Origin of the sequence: Mycobacterium sp. 5-140-3-2 (assembly GCF_035666375.1) — a bacterium.
Classification (GTDB): Bacteria; Actinomycetota; Actinomycetes; order Mycobacteriales; family Mycobacteriaceae; genus Mycobacterium; species Mycobacterium intracellulare.
The window spans coordinates 5,198,546-5,221,134 of record NZ_CP142025.1; the positions used below are offsets into that span (position 1 = coordinate 5,198,546).

Annotated in this window: 21 protein-coding genes; 13 read left to right on the forward strand and 8 right to left on the reverse strand. The window is 69.2% G+C overall.

Annotated elements, in window-relative coordinates:
- Positions 1–46: 46 nt before the first annotated feature.
- The gene (locus tag P6281_RS24400) at positions 47–487 is read left to right on the forward strand and encodes an Hsp20/alpha crystallin family protein (RefSeq protein WP_065508357.1); all 441 of its coding nucleotides are present in this window, start codon (positions 47–49) and stop codon (positions 485–487) included.
- 66 nt (positions 488–553) lie between these two features.
- Here the strand turns inward: P6281_RS24400 and P6281_RS24405 are convergent, their stop codons facing one another.
- Positions 554–1,327, reverse strand: coding sequence for an isocitrate lyase/PEP mutase family protein (locus P6281_RS24405; protein WP_324738544.1), 774 nt, complete (start codon positions 1,325–1,327; stop codon positions 554–556).
- Between the two features lie 105 nt (positions 1,328–1,432).
- Here P6281_RS24405 and P6281_RS24410 point away from each other — a divergent pair, with 105 nt between their 5' ends.
- The 5 genes from P6281_RS24410 to P6281_RS24430 all read left to right on the forward strand — a co-directional run bounded on the left by P6281_RS24410 (position 1,433) and on the right by P6281_RS24430 (position 5,687).
- Positions 1,433–1,738, forward strand: coding sequence for a hypothetical protein (locus tag P6281_RS24410; RefSeq protein WP_008261755.1), 306 nt, complete (start codon positions 1,433–1,435; stop codon positions 1,736–1,738).
- Positions 1,739–1,833: 95 nt separating this feature from the next.
- A complete protein-coding gene (locus P6281_RS24415; protein ID WP_036454127.1) occupies positions 1,834–2,661 on the forward strand; it encodes a hypothetical protein in 828 nt (275 codons plus the stop codon).
- Positions 2,662–2,707: 46 nt separating this feature from the next.
- Positions 2,708–4,651, forward strand: coding sequence for a fumarate reductase/succinate dehydrogenase flavoprotein subunit (locus P6281_RS24420; protein WP_008261758.1), 1,944 nt, complete (start codon positions 2,708–2,710; stop codon positions 4,649–4,651).
- Positions 4,652–5,398 (forward strand): succinate dehydrogenase/fumarate reductase iron-sulfur subunit, encoded by a 747-nt coding sequence (locus tag P6281_RS24425; RefSeq protein ID WP_003874034.1) that lies wholly within the window; start codon positions 4,652–4,654, stop codon positions 5,396–5,398.
- A 124-nt stretch (positions 5,399–5,522) separates the two neighbouring features.
- Positions 5,523–5,687, forward strand: coding sequence for a hypothetical protein (locus tag P6281_RS24430; protein WP_008261761.1), 165 nt, complete (start codon positions 5,523–5,525; stop codon positions 5,685–5,687).
- 20 nt (positions 5,688–5,707) lie between these two features.
- On the opposite strand, the gene P6281_RS24435 is transcribed toward P6281_RS24430, so the two are convergent.
- Together P6281_RS24435 and P6281_RS24440 are read right to left on the reverse strand one after the other, a co-directional pair.
- Positions 5,708–6,196 (reverse strand): flavin reductase family protein, encoded by a 489-nt coding sequence (locus P6281_RS24435; protein ID WP_008261762.1) that lies wholly within the window; start codon positions 6,194–6,196, stop codon positions 5,708–5,710.
- Between the two features lie 81 nt (positions 6,197–6,277).
- The gene (locus tag P6281_RS24440; RefSeq protein WP_170320617.1) at positions 6,278–7,339 is read right to left on the reverse strand and encodes an isopenicillin N synthase family dioxygenase; all 1,062 of its coding nucleotides are present in this window, start codon (positions 7,337–7,339) and stop codon (positions 6,278–6,280) included.
- Positions 7,340–7,499: 160 nt separating this feature from the next.
- Here P6281_RS24440 and P6281_RS24445 point away from each other — a divergent pair, with 160 nt between their 5' ends.
- Positions 7,500–9,335, forward strand: coding sequence for an acyl-CoA dehydrogenase (locus P6281_RS24445; RefSeq protein ID WP_014381387.1), 1,836 nt, complete (start codon positions 7,500–7,502; stop codon positions 9,333–9,335).
- A gap of 86 nt (positions 9,336–9,421) precedes the next feature.
- Here P6281_RS24445 and P6281_RS24450 read toward each other — a convergent pair whose 3' ends face one another.
- Complete coding sequence (locus P6281_RS24450) at positions 9,422–9,892, reverse strand: MarR family winged helix-turn-helix transcriptional regulator (RefSeq protein WP_020823766.1); 471 nt, start codon at positions 9,890–9,892, stop codon at positions 9,422–9,424.
- A 61-nt stretch (positions 9,893–9,953) separates the two neighbouring features.
- Here P6281_RS24450 and P6281_RS24455 point away from each other — a divergent pair, with 61 nt between their 5' ends.
- Entirely contained in the window at positions 9,954–10,322 is a 369-nt protein-coding gene (locus P6281_RS24455; RefSeq protein WP_020823767.1) for a VOC family protein, read from the forward strand.
- 279 nt (positions 10,323–10,601) lie between these two features.
- On the opposite strand, the gene P6281_RS24460 is transcribed toward P6281_RS24455, so the two are convergent.
- Positions 10,602–11,948 (reverse strand): acetyl-CoA C-acetyltransferase, encoded by a 1,347-nt coding sequence (locus tag P6281_RS24460; RefSeq protein WP_104150574.1) that lies wholly within the window; start codon positions 11,946–11,948, stop codon positions 10,602–10,604.
- Between the two features lie 151 nt (positions 11,949–12,099).
- Here P6281_RS24460 and P6281_RS24465 point away from each other — a divergent pair, with 151 nt between their 5' ends.
- Together P6281_RS24465 and P6281_RS24470 are read left to right on the forward strand one after the other, a co-directional pair.
- On the forward strand, positions 12,100–13,464 hold the full coding sequence (locus P6281_RS24465; protein WP_042913784.1) for a 3-oxoacyl-ACP reductase: 1,365 nt from the start codon (positions 12,100–12,102) through the stop codon (positions 13,462–13,464).
- 9 nt (positions 13,465–13,473) lie between these two features.
- Positions 13,474–14,325 carry a MaoC/PaaZ C-terminal domain-containing protein gene (locus P6281_RS24470; protein WP_042913786.1) on the forward strand — a complete coding sequence of 284 codons (852 nt, stop codon included), beginning with the start codon at positions 13,474–13,476 and terminating at the stop codon, positions 14,323–14,325.
- Positions 14,326–14,345: 20 nt separating this feature from the next.
- Here P6281_RS24470 and P6281_RS24475 read toward each other — a convergent pair whose 3' ends face one another.
- The 3 genes from P6281_RS24475 to P6281_RS24485 all read right to left on the reverse strand — a co-directional run bounded on the left by P6281_RS24475 (position 14,346) and on the right by P6281_RS24485 (position 17,717).
- Entirely contained in the window at positions 14,346–15,599 is a 1,254-nt protein-coding gene (locus P6281_RS24475; protein WP_324738545.1) for a chloride channel protein, read from the reverse strand.
- 25 nt (positions 15,600–15,624) lie between these two features.
- Positions 15,625–16,269, reverse strand: coding sequence for a TetR/AcrR family transcriptional regulator (locus tag P6281_RS24480; protein WP_014383448.1), 645 nt, complete (start codon positions 16,267–16,269; stop codon positions 15,625–15,627).
- 296 nt (positions 16,270–16,565) lie between these two features.
- Positions 16,566–17,717 carry a glycoside hydrolase family 3 N-terminal domain-containing protein gene (locus P6281_RS24485; RefSeq protein ID WP_036454133.1) on the reverse strand — a complete coding sequence of 384 codons (1,152 nt, stop codon included), beginning with the start codon at positions 17,715–17,717 and terminating at the stop codon, positions 16,566–16,568.
- An 87-nt stretch (positions 17,718–17,804) separates the two neighbouring features.
- Between P6281_RS24485 and P6281_RS24490 the strand changes: the two genes are divergently transcribed.
- From P6281_RS24490 to P6281_RS24500, 3 genes are all read left to right on the forward strand, one after another.
- Positions 17,805–17,999, forward strand: coding sequence for a DUF2613 family protein (locus P6281_RS24490; protein ID WP_008261786.1), 195 nt, complete (start codon positions 17,805–17,807; stop codon positions 17,997–17,999).
- A gap of 91 nt (positions 18,000–18,090) precedes the next feature.
- Positions 18,091–18,264, forward strand: a complete 174-nt coding sequence (locus P6281_RS24495; protein ID WP_007769006.1) for a DUF2613 domain-containing protein — start codon at positions 18,091–18,093, stop codon at positions 18,262–18,264.
- A 58-nt stretch (positions 18,265–18,322) separates the two neighbouring features.
- Entirely contained in the window at positions 18,323–22,531 is a 4,209-nt protein-coding gene (locus P6281_RS24500; RefSeq protein ID WP_036454135.1) for an alpha-(1->3)-arabinofuranosyltransferase, read from the forward strand.
- Positions 22,532–22,589: the final 58 nt, after the last annotated feature.

Genomic DNA, 22,589 nt, shown 5'->3' on the forward strand with positions numbered 1-22,589 from the left:
CACAGGAATCTCACAACGAAGATCAAGGAATTGAAAGGGAAGCACCATGAGCAACCTCGCACTGTGGTCGCGACCGGCCTGGGACACCGACCGCTGGCTGCGCGACTTCTTCGGCCCCGCCGCCGCCGCGGACTGGAACACCCCGGTGAGCAGCGGTTTTCGGCCCGCCGCCGAGATCGTCAAGGACGGGGACGACGCGGTCGTACGTGTCGAGCTCCCGGGCGTTGACGTCGACCGGGACGTGAACGTCGAGGTCGACCGCGGTCGCCTGGTCATCCACGGCGAACACCGCGACGAGCACTCGGAAGAGAAGGAAGGCCGAACGCTGCGGGAGATCCGGTACGGCTCGTTCCGCCGGTCCTTCCAGCTGCCCGCCCACGTCACCGGCGACGCCATCACGGCGTCCTATGACGCCGGAGTGCTGACGGTGCGGGTCAGCGGCGCGTACGCCGGGAACCAGGCGCAACGCATCGCGATCACCAAGTAAGGCACCGACAAGACGCAAAAGCCCCCGCGCGCACGGCGTGTCGGGGGCCTTTGCGTCTGCTCGGCATCAACTCCAGCGGGCAAGCAACTCGTTGGCCCGGCCCGTCAGCGCGGCCTGCAGGAAGGGCCCGAAGCTGATTCGCGCCACGCCCAGCGGACCGAAGGACGCGGGGTCGTCCTGGTCGGGCAGCGCGATCGCGTTGACCGGCAACACCAACTCCGCGGTCAAGCGCCGCAACGTGTCGGGGTGGTGGCGGCCGACCGGGTACAGGACATCGGCGCCGGCGGCGGCCGCCTGATTCAGCCGTGCCACGGCGCGGTCGACGCGATCGGACTCCTCGCCGTCTTGGCGCAGGAACAGATCGGTCCGGGCGTTGATGACCACATGCACCCCCACCGCGTCGGCGGCCGACCGCAGCGCGCCGACCAGCTCGGCGTGTTCCTCGGCGGACCGCAGCCGTCCGCCCTCCGAGTGCACGGTGTCCTCGATGTTCAGCCCGACGGCCCCGACGCTGAGCAGGCCCTCGATCAGGCGGTCGGCCGGAAGTCCGTAGCCGGATTCGATGTCCACCGAGACCGGGACGCCTTCCGTTTCCGAGACCGCCGCGGTGATCTGCGCGACGCGGGTGAGCACGTCGTCGAACGACATGCCCTCGTTGTCGGATTTGCCGATCGAGTCCGCCATCGGATGGCTCCCCACGGTCAGCGCGGCGAATCCCGCGCCGACGGCCAGTCGCGCCGACCAGGCGTCCCACACGGTCGGCAGGATGACCGGGTTGCCCGGCCGGTGCAGCTTCAACAGGGTGGCGGCGCGCTCGGCCGGCGTGTTGGGGCCCGTCATCAGTGTTTGCTCCCTTGGCGTCGGAGCTCAATGGTCTGACGTTCGCCTGTGCCGTGGATAGTATTGGGGACGTACTGTGATCCGAAACACTGCCGAGGAGATGCGTTGACGAGCACGACTGGCACGACAGAATTCGCCGAACTGCACGATCTGATCGGCGGCCTGCGGCGGTGCGTGAGCTCGCTGCGGTCGCGATACGGCGACAGCCCCGCGATGCGTCGCATCGTCATCGACGCCGACCGCATCCTGTCCGACGTCGATCTGCTCGACACCGACGTGTCCGAGTTGGACCTGGCGGGCGCCACCGTGCAGCAGTCGGGCGAGAAGATCGTCATCCCCGACACCCAGTACGACAGCGAATTCTGGCGTGATGTCGACGACGAGGGCGTCGGCGGTCACAACAGGGCCTGAACAACCCGAGCGCCCCGACTCCATGCCCCCCGCTGGAGGGGGCCTTCTCTCTGTGTACCCTTCGACAGACAGCCCGTTCGAAGAGGAACAACTAGATGAGCGCACCCACGGCGAACCGTCCTGCGTCCGGTGTCTTTTCACCCACGCGCGCCCGTATCCAGCAGCGGACCCTCCGTACCGACCGGTGGTGGATGTCGCCGCTGAGGATCGACCTCGGCTTCGCCGCATTCGTCATCTACGCGACGGCACGAGCGTTCCAGCAGAACTACTTCTTTGTCCCCAAATACCACTACCTGACGCCGTTCTACTCGCCGTGCGTCAGCAAGGGTTGCGGTGAGGCCGGCGACATCTGGCCGCAGTTCCTGCCCGACGTGTGGTGGCTGCCGTATGCGGCGGTGTCGCTGCCGTTCCTGCTGCTGTTCCGGTTGACCTGCTACTACTACCGCGGCGCCTACTACCGCACGGTGTGGCAGTCGCCCACCGCGTGTGCGGTGGCCGAGCCCCGCGTGCACTACAGCGGCGAGACGAAGTTCCCGCTGATCATCCAGAACACCCACCGGTACTTCTTCTACATCGCCTGCCTCATCTCGATCGTCAACAGCTACGACGCGATCGTCGCGTTCCATTCCGACAGCGGGCCGGGCGGATTCGGCTTCGGGCTGGGCAACCTGATCCTGCTGGGCAACGTCATCATGCTGTGGGTCTACACGCTGTCCTGCCACTCCTGCCGGCACGTCACCGGTGGGCGACTCAAGCACTTCTCCAAAAACCCTGTGCGGTATTGGATCTGGACGCAGGTCAGCGCGATGAACACCCGGCACAAGCAGTTCGCCTGGATCACGCTGGGCACCCTGATGCTCACCGATTTCTACATCGCACTGGTGGCCAGCGGCGCCATTCCCGACCTGAGATTCGTTGGCTGAAAAGCCATTTGACTTACAAATCAGAACGTAGCTAGCGAGGGTTTTCATGGTTGATGTCGAGCGGCATGCCTACGACGTAGTCGTCATCGGCGCCGGCGGCGCGGGATTGCGCGCGGTCATCGAGGCGCGCGAACGCGGCCTGCGGGTCGCGGTGGTGTGCAAGTCCCTGTTCGGCAAGGCACACACCGTGATGGCCGAGGGTGGGTGCGCGGCCTCGATGGGCAACACCAACCCGAAGGACAACTGGAAGACCCACTTCGGCGACACGATGCGCGGTGGGAAGTTCCTCAACAACTGGCGGATGGCCGAACTGCACGCCAAGGAGGCCCCGGACCGCGTCTGGGAGCTGGAAACCTATGGCGCGCTGTTCGATCGCCTCAAGGACGGCAAGATCAGCCAGCGCAACTTCGGCGGGCACACCTACCCGCGGCTGGCGCACGTCGGTGACCGCACCGGCCTGGAGCTGATCCGCACCATGCAGCAGAAGATCGTCTCGCTGCAGCAGGAGGACTACGCCGAGCTCGGCGACTACGAGGCCCGCATCCGGGTGTTCGCCGAAACCACGATCACCGAACTGATCAAGGACGGCGACGCGATCGCCGGGGCGTTCGGCTACATCCGCGAAAGCGGCAACTTCATCCTGTTCGAGGCGCCCGCGGTGGTGCTGGCCACCGGCGGCATCGGCAAGTCGTTCAAGGTCACCTCGAACTCCTGGGAGTACACCGGCGACGGGCACGCCCTGGCGCTCCGGGCGGGCGCGTCCCTGATCAACATGGAGTTCGTCCAGTTCCACCCGACGGGCATGGTGTGGCCGCCGAGCGTGAAGGGGATCCTGGTCACCGAGGGCGTTCGCGGCGACGGCGGGGTGCTGAAGAACTCCGACGACAAGCGGTTCATGTTCGACTACATCCCGCCGGTCTTCAAAGGCCAGTACGCCGAGACCGAGCAAGAGGCCGACCAGTGGCTCAAGGACAACGACTCGGCCCGCCGCACCCCTGACCTGCTGCCGCGCGACGAGGTCGCGCGCGCGATCAACTCCGAGGTCAAGGCCGGCCGGGGCAGCCCACACGGCGGCGTCTTCCTCGACATCGCGTCGCGGCTGACGCCGGCGGAGATCAACCGCCGCCTGCCGTCGATGTACCACCAGTTCAAGGAGCTGGCCGGGGTCGACATCACCAAGGAGCCGATGGAAGTCGGGCCGACCTGCCACTACGTGATGGGCGGCGTCGAGGTCGACGCCGACACCGGGGCGGCCACCGTGCCCGGGCTCTTCGCCGCGGGCGAATGCTCCGGCGGCATGCACGGCTCGAACCGGCTGGGCGGCAACTCGCTGTCGGACCTGCTGGTATTCGGCCGGCGCGCCGGCCTGGGCGCCGCCGACTACGTGCGGGCGCTGAGCAGCCGTCCGACGGTCGGCGACGGCGCCGTCGAGGCGGCGGCGAAGCGGGCCCTGTCCCCCTTCGAGGCGCCGGCGGGCGGCGGCCCCGGCGAGAACCCCTACACCCTGCAGCTCGAGCTGCAGCAGTCGATGAACGACCTGGTCGGCATCATCCGCAATGCCGACGAGATCTCCGAGGCTTTGGCCCGGCTCGACAAGCTGCGGGAGCGGTTCAAGAACCTGCATGTGGAGGGGCAGCGCCGCTACAACCCGGGCTGGAACCTGGCCATCGACCTGCGCAACATGCTGCTGGTCAGCGAATGCGTCGCCAAGGCCGCGCTGCAGCGCACCGAGAGCCGGGGCGGGCACACCCGCGACGACCACCCGTCGATGGACTCGTCGTGGCGCAAGCTGTTGCTGGTCTGCGAGGCAGTCGCCGAGCCAGGCGACGTTGAAGGCGCGGTGATCCCCGACATCACCATCACGAAGAAAGAGCAGACGCCGATGCGGCCCGATCTGCTGGAACTGTTCGACATCGCCGAGCTGGAGAAGTACTACACCGACGAGGAGCTCGCCGGGCATCCAGGGCGGACACCCAGGACGGAGAAGTAAATGACCTACAACGCGACGATGCGGGTGTGGCGCGGCGACGACGCCAACGGTGCGTTGCAGGACTTCACCGTCGAGGTCAACGAGGGTGAGGTCGTCCTCGACATCATTCACCGCCTGCAGCAGACCCAGACGCCCGACCTGGCGGTCCGGTGGAACTGCAAGGCGGGCAAGTGCGGCTCGTGCTCCGCGGAGATCAACGGCTATCCGCGGTTGCTCTGCATGACCCGGATGTCGACGTTCGCCGAGGACGAGGTCGTCACGGTCACGCCGCTGCGGACGTTCCCGGTGATCCGGGACCTGGTCACCGACGTCTCGTTCAACTACGAGAAGGCCCGCGAGATACCGTCTTTCGCGCCGCCCAAGGACCTGCAACCCGGCGAGTACCGGATGGCGCAGGAGGACGTCCAGCGCTCCCAAGAGTTCCGCAAGTGCATCGAATGCTTCCTGTGCCAGAACGTGTGCCACGTGGTCCGCGACCACGAGGAGAACAAGAAGGCGTTCGCCGGCCCCCGCTTCCTGATGCGGATCGCCGAGCTGGAGATGCACCCGCTGGACACCCGGGACCGGCGCAAGGACGCCCAGGAAGAGCACGGCCTGGGGTACTGCAACATCACCAAGTGCTGCACCGAGGTCTGCCCGGAGAACATCAAGATCACCGACAACGCGCTGATCCCGATGAAGGAGCGCGTCGCCGACCGCAAGTACGACCCGGTGGTCTGGCTCGGTAACAAGCTGTTCCGTCGCTGAGCGCTCCCGCCGCGCCCTCACCGGCTGGCGGGGTTAGGGCGTCGCGGTACCCGGGTAACCAACCTGCATCCTGTCGGGCCGTCCGGATGGACGGCCGCTGTACCAACGACCGGAAAGGCAGCTCATGGAACCCAGGCGAGAAACCGCCAGCATCAACAACATTCGGACCGCAATCCGGCAATTGTCCGTGCGCGCCCAGCTCGCGCAGAAGGAGGGGCGGCACAACGACGCCGCCGAACTCGAGAGCCGCATCCAGGGCTTCCGGGAAGAACTCAGCCACCGGCCCTAGCGCGCGCCGGCGGCCCCGGTTCAGGCGCCCAAGCGGCGGAAATTGCTCCGGTGGAACACGATGGGCGCCACGTCGGCGTCCACGGTCACCTCGCTGACCCGCAACACGACGATCGTGTGGTCACCGGCGGGAACGAGTTGCTCGATGGCGCTTTCCAGCCACAGGCCGGTGCCCTTGATGAACACCGCCCCGGTGGGCCGGGAGACGGTCTCCAGGCCTGCGAACCTGTCGCCGGTTTTGGCGGCCAGCGTGCGGGCGGCCTCGTCGTGCGCCTCGCCGAGCACGCTGATGCCCAGCATGGGCAGGTCCTTGAGTTTGGGCCAGGTCGTCGAGGTGTTCTGCACGCAGAACGACACCAACGGCGGGTCCAGCGAGACCGGCACGAAGGTGCTGGCGGCCAGCCCTTCCCGGGTTCCGTTCACCTCGGCGGCGATGGCCACCACACCAGACGGAAAATGACCGAAGGCCTCACGAAGTGACGACGCTGTCAGCTTGTTGTTCGAGTTCACCGGACTTTTTCGCCCCTAGAGCGCCAGACGTATTTTCGGGTCCGACCCTACCCGGCGCGCGTCGCCCCAGCGCGGCCACCCTTACTCGTTTTCTAAGCGCTCTGCCGAATACCCATGCGCGGAAGCGACATCCGGGTGCGAGCGCAGCCGGCTCTTCCAGGCGTTGCGGCCGTAGACCGAGAAGATGGGGTCGGCGGGATCCTGCGACGCCGCCCAGTCAGTCCCGGTGCCCGCCGCGAGTTCGCGAGGCAGCGCGAGCACGGGTATCCGCGCGTCGAGGCGCGGATTGAAGAAGTAGGGCACCGAGATCCGGTCGGTCGCCGGGCCCTGCAGGTTGACCCGGTGCTCGGTGGCCCGCAGGTAGCCGCGCGTCGCCGCCTCCAGCAGTTCACCGATGTTGACGATGAACGCCCCCTCGCGCGGGGGGACGTCGATCCAGGCGTCGTCGAACGCCCGCCGCACCTGCAGGCCCCGGCTGCCCGGCTCCGCCAGCAGCAGCGTGAGCACCCCGGCGTCCCGGTGCGCGCCCACGCCCTGGGAGCCGGCCGCGCGCCCCGGGTAGCGGATGATCTTGATCAGCGTGGCCGGGGTTTCGGCGAAGGCGGGGTCGAACACGTCCGCCGGGCTGCCCAGCGAGGCCGCCCAGTGCCGCAGCAGGGTGCGGGCCACCGCCGACAGCGCGGCGTCCCACTCCTCGACGAGTCCGGGCAGCTCGGGCAGCGCGGCCGGCCACTGGTTGGGACCCTGTAGCCACCGGTAGTCGGACTTGCCCAGCCCGCCGATCGGCGGACGTTGCGGCCCGATGTCGATCTGCTCGCGCCAATCCACCTCGCCGCGGGTCACCTCGCCGCCCAGGCGGGTGTAGCCGCGGAAATGCGGGCTGCGCACCATGGCGACCGAGTCCTTGTCGTGCTGCGGCAGCGCGAAGAGCCGGCGCGCGGCCTCGAGCATCCGCGTCACCAATTCCGGGGCGACCCCATGGCCGGTCAGATAGAAGAATCCGACCCGGTGGGCGGCCTCGCGCAGACCGTCCCGCAACCGCGCCGGATCGGCCCGCAGGTCGACGACCGGCACCGCAGTGACGCCCGGCACATCGCCCGTCCCGCGCCCGTCTCCGCAGGTAGCGCGGGTTTTCGACGGCATCGGCGCACCCTTCCCAACCGGTTGGTTAATTAGGCAATGAAATCTAGCTCACATCCGCTTGCATCCCACTGACGCTAACGATATTTTAGGTGTTGTTACTGGTGGGTAACTTAGACCTAGTACCCAACCACAAGTGGCATTCTCAACGAGGAGGACCGTAGTGAGCCACTACAAGAGCAACGTCCGCGACCAGGCGTTCAACCTGTTCGAGGTATTGGGCGTTGACAAGGCCTTGGGCCAGGGCGAATACAGCGACCTGGACGTAGACACCGCCAACGAAATGCTCAACGAGATGAGCCGGCTGGCCGAGGGGCCGATCGCCGACTCGTTCGTCGAGGGCGACCGCAACCCGCCGGTCTTCGACCCGAAGACGCACTCGGTGACGCTGCCGGAATCCTTCAAGAAGTCCGTACACGCCGTCATCGAGGCCGGGTGGGACAAGGTCGGCATCGACGAGGCCCTCGGCGGCGTGGCAATGCCCAAGTCGCTGCTGTGGGCGCTGCACGAGCACATCCTGGGCGCCAACCCCGCCGTGTGGATGTACGCCGGCGGCGCGGGTTTCGCGAACATCCTGTACCACCTCGGCACCGAGGAGCAGAAGAAGTGGGCCGTCCTGGCCGCCGAGCGCGGCTGGGGTTCGACCATGGTGCTCACCGAGCCGGACGCCGGCTCCGACGTCGGCGCCGGGCGGACCAAGGCTGTCAAGCAGGACGACGGGTCCTGGCACATCGACGGTGTGAAGCGATTCATCACCTCGGCCGACTCCGGCGACCTGTTCGAGAACATCTTCCACCTGGTGCTGGCGCGCCCCGAGGGCGCCGGACCCGGCACCAAGGGCCTGTCGCTGTTCTTCGTGCCCAAGTTCCTGTTCGACTTCGAGACCGGTGAGCTGGGCGAGCGTAACGGCGTGTTCGTCACCAACGTCGAGCACAAGATGGGCCTGAAGGTGTCGGCGACCTGTGAGCTGAGCTTCGGCCAGCACGACGTTCCCGCCAAGGGCTGGCTGGTCGGCGAGGTGCACAACGGCATCGCGCAGATGTTCGACGTGATCGAGCAGGCCCGCATGATGGTCGGCACCAAGGCCATCGCGACCCTGTCGACGGGTTACCTGAACGCGTTGGAGTACGCGAAGTCCCGGGTCCAGGGCGCGGACATGACCCAGATGACCGACAAGACGGCACCGCGGGTGACCATCACGCACCACCCCGATGTGCGCCGGTCGCTGATGACCCAGAAGGCCTACGCCGAGGGTCTGCGGGCGCTGTACCTGTTCACGTCGACCTACCAGGACGCGGCGGTGGCCGAGGCCCTGCATGGGGTGGACGCCGAGCTGGCCGTGAAGGTCAACGACCTGATGCTGCCGGTCGTCAAGGGTGTCGGCTCGGAGCAGGCCTACGCCAAGCTGACCGAGAGCCTGCAGACGTTCGGTGGGTCCGGCTTCCTGCAGGACTACCCGATCGAGCAGTACATCCGGGACGCCAAGATCGACTCGCTCTACGAGGGCACCACCGCCATCCAGGCGCAGGACTTCTTCTTCCGCAAGATCGTCCGCGACAAGGGTGTGGCGCTGGCCCACGTGTCCGAGCAGATCCAGAAGTTCGTCGACAGCGAGTCCGGCAACGGGCGGTTGAAGACGGAACGGGAGTACCTGGCCAAGGCCCTGACCGACGTTCAGGCCATGGCGACCTCGCTGACCGGTTACCTGATGGCGGCGCAGGAGGACGTGACCAGCCTCTACAAGGTGGGTCTGGGTTCGGTGCGCTTCCTGATGAGCGTCGGTGACCTGGTCATCGGCTGGCTGTTGCAGCGTCAGGCCGCGGTGGCCGTGGCGGCGCTCGACGCCGGCGCCAGCGGTGACGACAAGGCCTTCTACGAGGGCAAGGTCGCGGTGGCGTCGTTCTTCGCGAAGAACTTCCTGCCGATGCTGACCAGCACCCGCGAGGTCATCGAGACGCTGGACAACGACATCATGGAGCTCGACGAGGCCGCCTTCTAGGCCGCTTCGAAGGGACGCACAAATCCCCCGCCTCCGAAAGGAAGCGGGGGATTTTTGTGCGCCGGCGAGGTCGTCAGCACGGGTCTTTATCGTTCGGGTGCACTCCTGCCCGGGCCATCGCGCAGGGAACGGGTCATGCTGTGCAGGATCCGGAACGCGTCTGACCGCTCGGCCTCGGTCAGGCCGGCCAGCATTCTGACCTCGACGGACCGGACCGCCTTGCTGGCTTTCTCGAGGCTCTGTCGGCCACGCGGCGTGAGGCGCGTGGGAAGAATCTTCCCGACGGGTGCCTCCGCGGGCCGGGCCACATAGCCGTCTCGCTCCAGGGCCTGAAGGAGCACGTTCATCGACTGCCGTGTCACGAACGCGCCCCGCGCGAGCTCGGAGTTCGACAAACCCGGCCGTTGCGCGAGCAGCTCGAGGCAGGAGTAGTGCGTCACGCTCATCCCGAGCGGGCGCAGCACCTCCTCCATGGCCGCGCGCAGCGCACTCGACGCCTCTTTCAGCGCGTAGCCCAGGGACGTATCCAGGTCTACGCCGACACCCTCTTGACTCATGTCAGCATTCTGACATACGCTGCTATGTCAGAAATCTGACACGAATCGAAGGAGCAGCGTCATGGCCGCCACCGGGCCCGACTTCATCTCCCTGCAAGCGCGCGACCTCGACGCATCGCAGGCGTTCTACGAGCAGTACCTCGGCCTCGTCCGCTCGCCGGCCGGACCTCCGCACGCCGTTGTATTCGAAACGAAGCCAATCGCGTTCGCGCTCCGCGAGGTCGCTCCTGGCACCGACCTCGCATCCATGGCTCAGCCCGGCATCGGTGCCGCGATCTGGGTGCACGCCACCGACGTCCAGAGCATCCACGATGCTCTCGTCGCCGACGGCCACACCATCGTCTCCGCACCGATCGACGGCCCCTTCGGCCGGACATTCACCTTCGCCGACCCCGACGGCTACCACGTCACCCTCCACGACCGCACCTGATCGACGACCGGGCGATCAGCGCAATGCCCCAATACCGCGGTTACATCGGCGGAGTCGGTCCGTCGAAGGAACCAAAAAGGCCGCCGCTGGATCCCCTCACTCCAGCGGCGGCCCTTTTCGGACGCCCATCGGCAAGACCGACAGGCGGTCGTTCCGGGGGATGCCCCGTATTGCCGTCGGGGTCGGGGGGTCAGACCACAACACGGGGCCATCCGGGGTCACGGATACCCGCCGCCTTCGATCGCTAACCCGATGTGACCCATCTCATGGGCCCGACGGTCAGGCCTGAAGGATCGCGGCCACTCCCTGGCCGCCCGCCGCGCAGATCGAGACCAGGGCACGCACCGGCTTGCCCGCGCCCTTCTGCTCGGCCTTTCGCTGCGCGAGCTGCTTGGCGGCCTGAGCCAGGATCCGCCCGCCGGTGGCGGCAAACGGGTGGCCGGCGGCCAGCGAGGAGCCGTTGACGTTGAGCTTGGACCGGTCGATCGAGCCCAGCGCGGCGTCCAGCCCCAGCCGCCCCTTGCAGTACTCCTCGGATTCCCACGCCTGCAGGTGACACAGCACAACCGACGCGAACGCCTCGTGGATCTCGTAGAAATCGAAGTCCTGCAGGCTCAGGCCATTGCGGGCGAGCAGCCGTGGCACCGCGTACGTGGGCGCCATGAGCAGGCCGTCCCGCCCGTTGACGTAGTCGACCGCCGCCGTTTCGGAGTCCACCAGGTACGCCAGCGGTGTGAGCGAGCGGGCCTCCGCCCACTCGTCGGTGCCCAGCAGGGCGACCGAGGCGCCGTCGGTCAGCGGGGTCGAGTTGCCGGCCGTCATCGTCGCGTCGCCGGCCTTGACGCCGAACACCGGCCGCAGCTTGGCCAGCTTCTCGGCCGACGAGTCCGCTCGCAGGTTGTCGTCGCGGTACAGCCCCAAAAACGGCGTGACGAGGTCATCGAAGAAGCCGCGGTCGTAGGCGGCGGCCATGTTGCGGTGGCTGGCGGCGGCCAGCTCGTCCTGGGCGACGCGCGAGATGCCCATCTGCTTGGCGGTGATCGCCTGGTGCTCCCCCATGGACAGCCCGGTGCGCGGTTCGCTGTTGACCGGGATCTCCACGCCCAGGGTCGCGGGCAGCGTGCCCACCAGCTTCAGCCGCTGCACGTTGGACTTGGCGCGGCGCAACTTGAGCAGGGTGCGGCGCAGGTTGTCGCCCAGGCCGATCGGCGCGTCGGAGGTGGTGTCCACCCCGCCGGCGGCGGCCACCTCGTAGCGGCCCGCCGCGATGCCGTCGGCGGCCGCGATCGCCGCCTGCAGCCCGGTGCCGCACGCCTGCTGCAGGTCGAACGCCGGCGTGTACGACGCCAACTGCGAACCGAGCACACATTCGCGCGTGAGGTTGAAGTCCCGGCTGTGCTTGAGCACGGCGCCGCCGACCACCACACCGAGCCGCTCGCCGGCCAGCCCGAAGCGATCCACCAGCCCGCCCAGCGCGGCGGTGAACATGTCCTGGTTGGAGGCCTCGGCGTAGGCACCGTCGGACCGGGCGAACGGGATGCGGTTGCCGCCCAGGATGGCGACGCGCCGCCGCTCGGAGCTGCGCTGAGCAGCCGGTGTACTTGCCTCAGAACTTGCAGGGGCCACTGTTTTCTCCGTGCTCGTGCGGTCTATCGGTTTGGGATTCGCCCGTCTGGGGCCATACTACCCACTGTTCTTACTCTGCAGTAAGTTCGTCCTCGATACGGTTGTGCTGTAGGCATACCCCGACTTCGCAAGAACATGGAAGGTAGCTCCGGTGGCTCCCAAGGTCTCGTCCGATCTGTTCTCTCAGATCGTCAACTCCGGTCCTGGTTCGTTTCTCGCCAAGCAGCTCGGTGTTCCCCAACCCGAGACGCTGCGCCGCTATCGCGCCGGTGATCCGCCGCTGGCCGGGGCGCTGCTGATCGGCGGGGAGGGCAGAGTCGTCGAGCCGCTGCGCGCGGCGCTGGACGCCGACTACGACCTGGTCGGCAACAACCTGGGCGGGCGCTGGGCCGACAAGTTCGGCGGGCTGGTCTTCGACGCCACCGGCATCACGACGCCCGAAGGGCTCAAGGGGTTGCACGAGTTCTTCACCCCGCTGCTGCGCAACCTGGGCCACTCGGCCCGCGTGGCGGTGGTCGGCACCACGCCCGACGGCGCCGCCAGCCCGCACGAGCGGATCGCCCAGCGCGCGTTGGAGGGCTTCACCCGCTCGCTGGGCAAGGAGCTGCGCAACGGCAGCACGGTCGCGCTGGTGTACCTGTCGCCGGACGCCAAACCCGCTGCGACGGGCCTGGAATCGACCATGCGGTTCATCCTGTCGGCCAAGTCGGCGTACGTGGACGGCCAGGTGTTCTACGTCGGGGAGGCGGACTCCACACCGCCGGGTGATTGGGAACGGCCGCTGGACGGCAAGGTCGCCATCGTGACGGGCGCGGCCCGCGGCATCGGCGCGACGATCGCCGAGGTGTTCGCCCGCGACGGTGCGCGCGTCGTCGCGATCGACGTCGAATCGGCCGCCGAGGCGCTGGCCGAGACGGCCAGCCGGGTGGGGGGCACCGCGCTGTGGCTCGACGTCACCGCCCCCGACGCCGTCGACAAGATCACCGAGCACCTGCGCGAGCATCACGGCGGCCACGCCGACGTCCTGGTCAACAACGCCGGGATCACCCGCGACAAGCTGCTGGCCAACATGGACGATGCGCGCTGGGACGCCGTTTTGGCCGTCAATCTGCTTGCCCCGCTGCGCCTTACCGAGGGGCTGGTCGGCAACGGCAGCATCGGCGAGGGTGGCCGGGTGATCGGTTTGTCGTCGATGGCCGGCATCGCGGGCAACCGCGGCCAGACCAATTACGCCACCACCAAGGCCGGGATGATCGGCCTGACCCAGGCGCTGGCCCCGGAGCTCTACGACAAGGGCATCACCATCAACGCCGTCGCACCGGGATTCATCGAGACCCAGATGACGGCCGCCATCCCGCTGGCCACCCGCGAGGTCGGCCGCCGGATGAACTCACTGCTGCAGGGCGGCCAGCCGGTGGATGTCGCGGAGGCCATCGCCTACTTCGCCAGCCCGGCCTCGAACGCGGTGACCGGCAACGTCATTCGCGTATGCGGCCAGGCCATGCTGGGCGCATAGGAGAACGTGATGAACCAGCCAAGCGGCCTGAAGAATCTGCTGCGCGCGGCCGCGGGAGCCCTGCCGGTGGTGTCCCGCGGCGGCGGACTGCCCACCCGCACGGTCACCATCGAGGAACTGCCCATCGACCGCACGAACGTCGCCGAGTACGCGGCGGTGACCGGCCTGCGCTACGGCAACTGCGTGCCGCTGACCTACCCGTTCGCGCTGACCTTTCCGGCGCTGATGTCGCTGGTGACCGGGTTCGACTTTCCTTTCGCCGCAATGGGTTCGGTGCACACCGAAAACCACATCACCCAGTACCGCCCCATCGCGGTCACCGACACCGTCGGCGTGCACGTGCACGCCGAGAACCTGCGCGAACACCGCAAAGGTCTGCTGGTCGACCTGGTGACCGATGTCAGCGTCGGCGGTAATTCCCAGGACACCGCGTGGCACCAGGTCACGACCTTCCTGCACCAGCAACGCACCAGCCTGTCCGACGAACCCAAACCGCCTCCGCAGAAACAGCCCAAGCTGCCGCCACCGCCCACCGTGCTGCGCATCAGCCCGGGCCTGATCCGGCGTTACGCCGTCGTCGGGGGCGATCACAACCCGATACACACCAACCCGATCGCGGCCAAGCTGTTCGGATTCCCCACCGTGATCGCGCACGGAATGTTCAGCGCCGCAGCCGTATTGGCCAACATCGAGGCCGCCATCCCGGACGCGGCTCGATACTCGGTGCGTTTCGGCAAGCCGCTGGTGCTGCCCGCGACGGCCGGTCTCTACATCGACGAAAACGCCGACGGCTGGGATCTTTCGCTGCGCAACATCGCCAAGGGATACCCGCACCTGACCGGCACGGTCCGGCCGCTTTAGCTTCTAGCGGTGGCGACCGGCTAGCCGGCGTGCGTCGAACCGCGCCCGCAGGCAAGCACTTTCAGCGCGTGCGCGGCGGTCGCGGTCAGCAGGAACAGCGCAAACAACCACAGCGGCGGGCGGGCGAGTTCCCACACGAAGATCGCCGCCCAGATCGGCGAGCCCTGGGTCACCGCGAGCACACCGGCGGCCCCGGCCAGCGACACCGCCGGCACGTGCAAGTGCGTCCCGCTCGCCCAGTTGATCGCCAGCACCAGCGCCGCCCCCGCCGCCGCGCCGGTGGCCAGCGACGGCGTCAGCAGCCCGCCCGTACCCCCGGCGCGCAGGAACAACGCTGTCAGAAGGGGTTTCAACGCCAGGATCGCCAGCGCGGACACCAGGGTCATGCCGCTGGCCAGGCTGACCGTCAGGATGCTGCGGCCGTTGCCGGGTAACTCGGGCCACCAATGCGAGCAGACGCCCATCACCAGGCCCGCCCCGGCCAGCGCCGGGATCAGCACCCAGCTTCGTACCGGGCGCGGCGGCCGCGCCGCGGCCATCAACCGGTTGAAGGCCCAGCCCGCCGCGAAAGCCACCGGCGCCAACAGCAATCCGTGCGCTGTCAACAGATAGGTCGATTCCTCGATCGGCCACTGCAGGTTGGGTTGATCGCGGGTGATGGCCGAGCCGATGGCGACCGCCAGGCCGGAGGACAGGAACGCCGCGCCCACCGCGCGCGGCTGCCAGGTGCCCAGCAAGATCCGGGTCGAGAAGAGCGCCCCGGCCAGCGGGACCGCATACACCGCGCCCAGTCCGGCCCCGGCCGCGCAGGCCAGCAGGATCTCGCGGTCGCGCCCGGAGAGCCGCTTGAGCCATCCGGTTCCCAAATCGCTTAGCGCCGCGGCGAATTGGCGTGGCGCCCCTTCCCTGCCGAGCGATGCTCCCGACCCGACGAGCACCACCTGCAGCATGGCGTCGATGCTCCACGAGAGCCGCGGCACGCGTTCTCGGCGGGCGATGGTTTCCGCCAGCGGCGGCACGTCCGTGCGGCGCCGCAGCAGCCACCACCCGAGCGCGGCCAACGCGGCGCCGATCATCGGGCCGACCACGCGGCGTATCGGGCTGCTGGCGGCGACCCCGGCCAGCAGGGTGCCGAAGCTGTAGTGGTAGGTGGCGTGCTGGACCGCCCGCAGCACGAGCGTCGTCGCCAACCCGGCGACGCCGGCCAGCAACCCGACGATGACGACCGCGCAAAAGAAGTCGAGGTGGCCGCGGTCCGTGCGGGCGACGGGCATCGGGGCCACCTGACGAAGGAGGGGTCTAGTCGCCGGCGGCGTCCGAGCCGTCCGGCTGGGACCGGGCCGCTTCCCGCTCCTCCGGCGAGCCCTTGAGGCCGTACCAGAACAGGTCGATCATCAGCTGGGCCGCCTCGTCGACATCGATATCGCCGGTGGACAACCGGTTGGCCACCGCCTCGCCGGCGCCCACCAGCGCCACGGCCATCATCTCGTGCTCGATGTCCGGCCGCGGCGCGCGGCTGCCGGCCCGCATCAGCCCGGCGACCAGGTCAATGATCTGCTCGCGTCCCTCGCGCACCATGTGGGCGAACGCCTGCGAGCTGGTGGCCTGGGTGTACATCACGATCCACGACGCCCGGTTCGCGTCGATGTAGCGCATGAACGACGCGATCGTGTTGCGCAGCATGTCATTCGGGCTCTGGCGAAAGTCGATATCGGCGCGCAACACGTCGATGAACCGGGTCATTTCCCGGTTCAGGCAGGCACCGAACAGGTCCTCCTTGGAGCCGTAATACAGGTACAGCATGGGCTTCGAGATCTGGGCCTCGGCGGCGATGGCGTCCATCGAGGTCTCGTGGTAGCCGTTGACCGAGAACATCTGCACGGCGGCGTCGAGCATCTGCTGCTCGCGCACGGCGCGCGGTAATCGCTTGGTACCACCCGCCATCGCTCGCCTCTCTAGCCCGTCTATCTGACTCAAGAGTAAGCAATGCGGCCGGACCGCACAGCACTAGTGCCCACGGCGGCGACCTGCTTCGCCCGGGTGGACTATGCGGCGACCCGCTTCGCCGCCCGCCTTGGCCCGTCGAGTGTGAATCGTTGGCTTTCGGTGTGAATCTGCGGCGGCGACACGCCGATCGGGCGCGCCTCCAGTTCACACTCAAAGCCGCCAGTTCACACTCAAAGCCGCCAGTTCACACTCAAGGTTGCGGCGGCCGGCTCACGCCGCGCTGGCGATCGCCGTTAGTGCCCGCAGGTCGGGCCGGGGCCCTTCATCTTCGCCACCCGCACCAGCGCCTCGTCGACCCGGCGTGCCGGCAGTTCGCCTGAGGCGACGGCCTTTTGCAAACGGTCCAGCACCGCGGGTACCTCGTCGGTGGTGACCCACAGCGCGACGTCGACGCCGGCCAACAGGCTGCGCAGCACCGCCTCCGACACCCCGTACCGGTCGGAGATGGCGGCCATGCTGGACAGGTCGTCGCTGAACACCGGGCCGGTGAACGGCGGCCCCTTGTAGCCGACGCCGTTGCGCAGCAACTGCACCGCCTCGGGGCTCAGGCTGGCGGGGACATCGCCGGTGAGGCCCGGGACCTGCAAGTGGCCCACCATCACCGCGACCGGCGCCGCGGCCACCAGCGACCGGTAGGGCACCAGGTCACTGGTTTGCAGGTCGGCGAGCGGCGGTGTGACCACACCGCCGGTGTGCGAATCACCCGAGCCGTGCCCGTGCCCGGGGAAATGCTTGAGCACCGGCAGCAGCCCGGCGTCGCGGAGGCCCTGCGCGTACGCCCCGGCGTAGTCGGTCACCGTCTGCGGGTCCGCGCCGAAGGAACGGTTGCCGATGACGGCGTCGTCGTCCTCGTCGCTGACGTCGACCACGGGAGCGAAGTCGACGGTGATGCCCAGGTCGCGCATCTTGCGGCCGCGGTCGGCGGCCAAATCGTGGACCTGCTGGACGGTTTGTGTCTGCGCCAGCTCCCGGGCCGGCGGCGACGTGCCGATCAGGGTCTTCAGCCGCGACACCCGGCCACCCTCTTCGTCGACGCTGACCGCCAGCGGCAGCGGTCCCGCCTTGGCGCTGATGTCCGCCAACGGCCCCTGGAAGATCGTCAGGTCGGTCCAGCTGCCGATGAAGATCCCGCCGACGTGGTAGCCGTTGACGACGGCCCGCGCGTCGTCGGCGTTCTTCACGCCCACCATCAGGAGTTGGGCCAGCTTGTCGCGGATGCCCAGCGCGGCCGGCACCGCCGCCGGGTCGGCGCACACCGGGGGCGCCGGCGCGGCCGCCGGCTTGCTCGACGTCGACGAGTGGGCGGGCGGCGCCGGGTGGTGGCCGCAGCCGGCCACCAGCGCCGACGCGGCCGCGAGCACGGCGAAGGTGCGCGAAAATGCCATCGGGCCATGCTTTCACAGGGGGGCGTTTCGTCCCCGGCCCCAGGGGGCACAAGCGGTAGGTTGCCCATCAGGGGAGGTCAGCAGGCGATGAGCGGTTTCACGGTGGCGGCCGCGGCCAGCATCGCGGCGGGGTTGGCCGTCGGGATCGCGACGACGGTCGGCATCACGCTCGCGGTGGCCGACGACACCGCCGTCCCCGTGCAGGCGCCGGCGCGCCCGGCGTTGCCCTATCAGGTGCAATACGGCGACCGCTGTTTCCACGGACACTGTCTGCACTGGTGACGAGCGCTCCGGTCGGTCGACCTCTCTTCTGCTAGGTTGGCGCTAGGTTGAAGTCACGACCGCAAGCCCCGCAATAACCCAGGAGCCGTCGATGAACCGGATCGTTGCGCCCGCCGCAGCGAGCGTTGTGGTTGGCCTGTTGCTCGGCGCGGCCGCGATCTTCGGGATCACGTTGATGGTCCAGCAAGACACGAAGCCGCCACTCCCCGGGGGCGATCCGCAGTCGTCAGTGCTCAACCGGGTCGAGTACGGCAACCGTAGCTAGCGGCGAGGTAGGGGCAGCGCGGCCGGAACCCGCGGAGACGACCCTCACTTCGTCGGCTGTGTCGCGCCGCTGGTTGTGGTTGGTCGGCGCGATCGCGCTGGCGTTGACGTTCGCCCAATCGCCGGGGCGGATCTCCCCCGACACGAAGCTCGACCTGACCGCCAACCCCCTGCGATTTTTGGCGCGCGCGACCAACCTGTGGAACAGCGAGCTGCCGTTCGGACAGGCGCAGAATCAGGCCTACGGCTACCTGTTTCCGCACGGCACCTTTTTCCTGATCGGTCACGCGCTGGGCATGCCCGGCTGGATCACGCAGCGGCTGTGGTGGGCGCTGCTGCTCACAGCGGGCTTCTGGGGGCTGATGCGCGTCGCCGAGGCGCTGCGGATCGGCAGCCCGGCGTCGCGGGTGATCGCCGCGGTCGCGTTCGCGCTGTCGCCGCGGGTGCTGACCACCCTCGGATCGATCTCCTCGGAAACCTTGCCGATGATGCTGGCGCCCTGGGTGTTGCTGCCCACGATCCTCGCGTTGCGGGCATCGACGGATCGGTCCGTGCGAGCGCTGGCCGCCCGTGCGGGCCTGGCCGTCGCGCTGATGGGCGCGGTCAACGCCATCGCGACACTGGCCGGCTGCCTGCCCGCGGTGATCTGGTGGGCATGCCACCGACCGAACCGGCGGTGGTGGCGTTACACCGGGTGGTGGCTGCTGGCGCTGCTGCTGGCCACGCTGTGGTGGGTGGTGGCGCTGGTGATGCTGCGCGCCATCAGCCCGCCGTTCCTGGACTTCATCGAATCCTCCGGCGTGACAACGCAATGGTCGTCACTGACCGAGATGTTGCGCGGGACCGACAGCTGGACCCCGTACGTGGCGCCCAACGCCACCGCGGGCGCCCCGCTGGTGACGGGGTCGGCGGCCATCCTGGGCACCTGCCTGGTCGCCGCGGCCGGGCTGGCGGGGCTGGCCTCGGCCGCCATACCGGCGCGTGGCCGCCTGGTCACGATGCTGTTGGTCGGGGCGGTGTTGATGGCCGTCGGCTACAGCGGCGGGCTGGGCTCGCCGGTGGCGCACGCGGTGCAGGCCTTCCTGGACGCCGGCGGCGCCCCGTTGCGCAACGTGCACAAGCTGGGGTCGGTGATCGGCATCCCGGTGGCGCTGGGCATCGCCCACCTGCTGGGCCGGATACCGCTGCCGGGCGCCGCCCCGACGCCGGTATGGCTGCGCGCGTTCGCCCACCCGGAGCGCGACAGGCGGGTGGCGGCCGCGATGGTGGTCCTGACGGCGCTGATGGTCAGCACCTCGCTGGCGTGGACCGGTCGGCTGGCGCCGCCGGGGACGTTCACCGCCATCCCGCCGTATTGGCATGAGGCCGCCGACTGGCTCACCGAGCACAACACGGGCGACCCCACACCCGGGCGGGTGCTCGTCGTGCCGGGGGCGCCGTTCGCCACGCAGGTGTGGGGTACCAGCCACGACGAGCCGCTGCAGGTGCTGGGCAGCAGCCCGTGGGGGGTGCGCGATTCGATCCCGCTGACCCCGCCGCAGACCATCCGGGCGCTGGATTCGGTGCAGCGCCTGTTCGCCGCCGGACGGCCCTCGGCGGGATTGGCCGATACCCTCGCGCGCCAAGGCATTTCCTACCTTGCGGTGCGCAACGACCTGGATCCCGACACGTCACGCTCGGCGCGCCCGATCCTGGTGCACCGCTCCGTGGACGGCTCCCCGGGGCTGCGGAAGGTGGCGCAGTTCGGCGCGCCGGTGGGGCCCGGCACGCTGGCGGGCTTCGTCGCCGACAGCGGGTTGCGGCCGCGCTACCCGGCGGTCGAGATCTACCGGGTCGCCGGCGGCGGTGACGTCAGTGACCCCGCCACGCCCTACCTCGTCGACGCCGACCGGCTGGCCCGCGTCGACGGCGGCCCGGAAGCGTTGCTGCGCCTGGACGAACGACGGCGGCTGCTGGGCCAGCCGCCGCTCGGCCCGGCGCTGCTGACCGCCGACGCGGGCGCCGCCGGCCTGCCACTGCCGCCGGGAGCCGGCGTGACCGTCACCGACACCCCGGTGGCACGGGAGACGGATTACGGTCGGGTGGACCAACATTCGTCGGCGATCCGGGCCCCCGGCGACGCGCGGCACACCTACAACCGGGTGCCGGACTATCCCGTCCCCGGCGCGGAGCCGGTGGCCGGCGCGTGGACCGGCGGGCGGATCACCGTGTCGAGCTCGTCGTCCGATTCCACCGCCATGCCCGACGTCGCCCCGGCGACCTCCCCGGCCGCCGCGATCGACGGGGACTCCGCGACCGCCTGGGTGTCCAACTCGCTGCAGGCCGCCGTCGGCCAGTGGATGCGGATCGATTTCGACCACCCCGTGACGAATGCGGCAATCACGTTGACCCCCAGTGCAACCGCCGTCGGCGCCCAGGTCCGCCGCATCCTGATCGAAACCGCCACCGGCAGCACCACCCTGCGGTTCGACGAGCCGGGCAAGCCGCTCGCCGCGGCGCTCCCCTACGGTGAAACGCCGTGGGTGCGAATCACCGCCGCGGGCACCGATGACGGGTCCGCCGGCGTGCAATTCGGCATCACCGACCTGACGATCACCCAGTACGACGCGTCCGGGTTCGCCCATCAGGTCGACCTGCGACACACCGTGCGGGTGCCCGGACCGCCCCCCGGCGCCCCGATCGCAGGGTGGGACCTGGGCTCGGAACTGCTCGGCAGGCCCGGCTGCGCCCCGGCGCCCGACACCGTGCGCTGCGCGCCGTCGATGGCGCTGACCCCGGAGGAGCCGGTCAACTTCAGCCGGACGTTGACCGTGCCGGCGCCGGTGTCGGTGACCCCGACGGTGTGGGTGCGGCCCCGGCAGGGCCCGAAGCTGGCCGCCCTGATCGCCGAGCCCAATGCGACTGTCGCCCAGGGTGATTCGGATGCGGTCGATGTGCTGGGCTCGGCCTACGCGGCCACCGACGGCGACCCGGCCACCGCCTGGACGGCGCCGCAGCGGGTGGTGCAGCACAAGACCCCGCCGACGCTGACGCTGAGGCTGCCTCGACCCACCGAGGTCACCGGGTTGCGGCTGGTGCCCAGCCGGGCGGCGCTGCCCGTGCGTCCGACGATGGTGGCCGTCAACCTCGGTGACGGCCCGCAAGTGGCGGCGGTCAAGGCCGATTCAGGCGCGGCGCAGACGCTCGCGCTGAAGCCCCGGGTGACCGACACGGTGACGCTCAGCCTGCTGGACTGGGACGACGTCATCGACCGCAACGCGTTGGGCTTCGACCAGCTCAAGCCGCCCGGGCTGGCCGAGGTGGCCGCGCTCGGTGCCGACGGCAACGCGATCGCGCCCGCCGACGCCGCCCGCAACCGCGGCCGGGAGATCTCCCTCGGGTGCGATCGCGGCCCGGTCATCGCGGTCGCGGGCCGGTTCGTGCACACCGCGATCCACACCACCGTCGGGGCGATACTGGACGATCAGCCCCTGGCTGCGGTGCCGTGCGACCGCGATCCGATCGCGCTGCCCGCCGGCGACCAGGAGCTCCTGATCAGCCCGGGGGCACAGTTCGTCGTCGATGGGGCCCAACTGTCGACCTCGGGTGCCCCCGAAAGCGCGCGGGCCGAACGTCTTTCGTCCTGGCGGGCATGGGGACCGGCCCGGCGCGAGGTCCAGGCTCCCCCGTCGGCCACCCCCCGGGTGATGGTCATCCCGGAAAGCATCAACCCCGGCTGGGTGGCGCGCACCAGCAGCGGGGCCCGGCTGACGCCGATCGCCGTCAACGGCTGGCAGCAGGGGTGGGTGGTCCCCGCGGGCGACCCCGGCACCATCACGGTGACGTTCGCGTCCAACCCGCTCTACCGCGCGGGACTGGCGGTGGGACTGGCCTTATTGCCGCTGCTGGCGCTGCTGGCGTTCTGGCGCACCCGAACACGCGACGCGGGCGCCCCCACGCAACCATGGCGGCCCGGGCCATGGGCGGCGGTCCCGGCGCTGGCCGCCGGGGCGCTGATCGCCGGTGCCGGCGGCGTCGTCGTGATGGGCGCCGCCCTGGGGTTGCGGTACGCGCTGCGCGCCCGGCGCTGGGAACGCCTCGCCCTGGTGGGCAGCGCCGGCGGGCTGATTTTGGCCGGGGCGGCGTTGTCGCGCCAGCCCTGGCGCTCGCCGGACGGCTACGCCGGCCATTCGGCGAACGTCCAACTGCTGGCGCTGGTTTCGCTCGCGGTGCTGACCGCCTCGGTTATCGTCTTGCCCGACCGGGAGCGGCGGCCCAGCGACGAATAGTGCCGAATAGTTTTGGCGGGTAGTGGCTACCCCCGTTTATCGGCTGATTGACTGGATA

What these genes read in the sequence shown, in the direction of transcription:
- P6281_RS24475 (WP_324738545.1), bottom strand. Translation starts at nt 15,599, where the DNA reads ATGCCCGTCGCCCGCACGGACCGCGGCCACCTCGACTTCTTTTGCGCG.
- P6281_RS24480 (WP_014383448.1), bottom strand. Translation starts at nt 16,269, where the DNA reads ATGGCGGGTGGTACCAAGCGATTACCGCGCGCCGTGCGCGAGCAGCAG.
- P6281_RS24405 (WP_324738544.1), bottom strand. Translation starts at nt 1,327, where the DNA reads ATGACGGGCCCCAACACGCCGGCCGAGCGCGCCGCCACCCTGTTGAAG.
- P6281_RS24485 (WP_036454133.1), bottom strand. Translation starts at nt 17,717, where the DNA reads ATGGCATTTTCGCGCACCTTCGCCGTGCTCGCGGCCGCGTCGGCGCTG.
- P6281_RS24450 (WP_020823766.1), bottom strand. Translation starts at nt 9,892, where the DNA reads ATGAGTCAAGAGGGTGTCGGCGTAGACCTGGATACGTCCCTGGGCTAC.
- P6281_RS24420 (WP_008261758.1), top strand. Translation starts at nt 2,708, where the DNA reads ATGGTTGATGTCGAGCGGCATGCCTACGACGTAGTCGTCATCGGCGCC.
- P6281_RS24495 (WP_007769006.1), top strand. Translation starts at nt 18,091, where the DNA reads ATGAACCGGATCGTTGCGCCCGCCGCAGCGAGCGTTGTGGTTGGCCTG.
- P6281_RS24400 (WP_065508357.1), top strand. Translation starts at nt 47, where the DNA reads ATGAGCAACCTCGCACTGTGGTCGCGACCGGCCTGGGACACCGACCGC.
- P6281_RS24470 (WP_042913786.1), top strand. Translation starts at nt 13,474, where the DNA reads ATGAACCAGCCAAGCGGCCTGAAGAATCTGCTGCGCGCGGCCGCGGGA.
- P6281_RS24455 (WP_020823767.1), top strand. Translation starts at nt 9,954, where the DNA reads ATGGCCGCCACCGGGCCCGACTTCATCTCCCTGCAAGCGCGCGACCTC.
- P6281_RS24490 (WP_008261786.1), top strand. Translation starts at nt 17,805, where the DNA reads ATGAGCGGTTTCACGGTGGCGGCCGCGGCCAGCATCGCGGCGGGGTTG.
- P6281_RS24430 (WP_008261761.1), top strand. Translation starts at nt 5,523, where the DNA reads ATGGAACCCAGGCGAGAAACCGCCAGCATCAACAACATTCGGACCGCA.
- P6281_RS24425 (WP_003874034.1), top strand. Translation starts at nt 4,652, where the DNA reads ATGACCTACAACGCGACGATGCGGGTGTGGCGCGGCGACGACGCCAAC.
- P6281_RS24440 (WP_170320617.1), bottom strand. Translation starts at nt 7,339, where the DNA reads ATGCCGTCGAAAACCCGCGCTACCTGCGGAGACGGGCGCGGGACGGGC.
- P6281_RS24415 (WP_036454127.1), top strand. Translation starts at nt 1,834, where the DNA reads ATGAGCGCACCCACGGCGAACCGTCCTGCGTCCGGTGTCTTTTCACCC.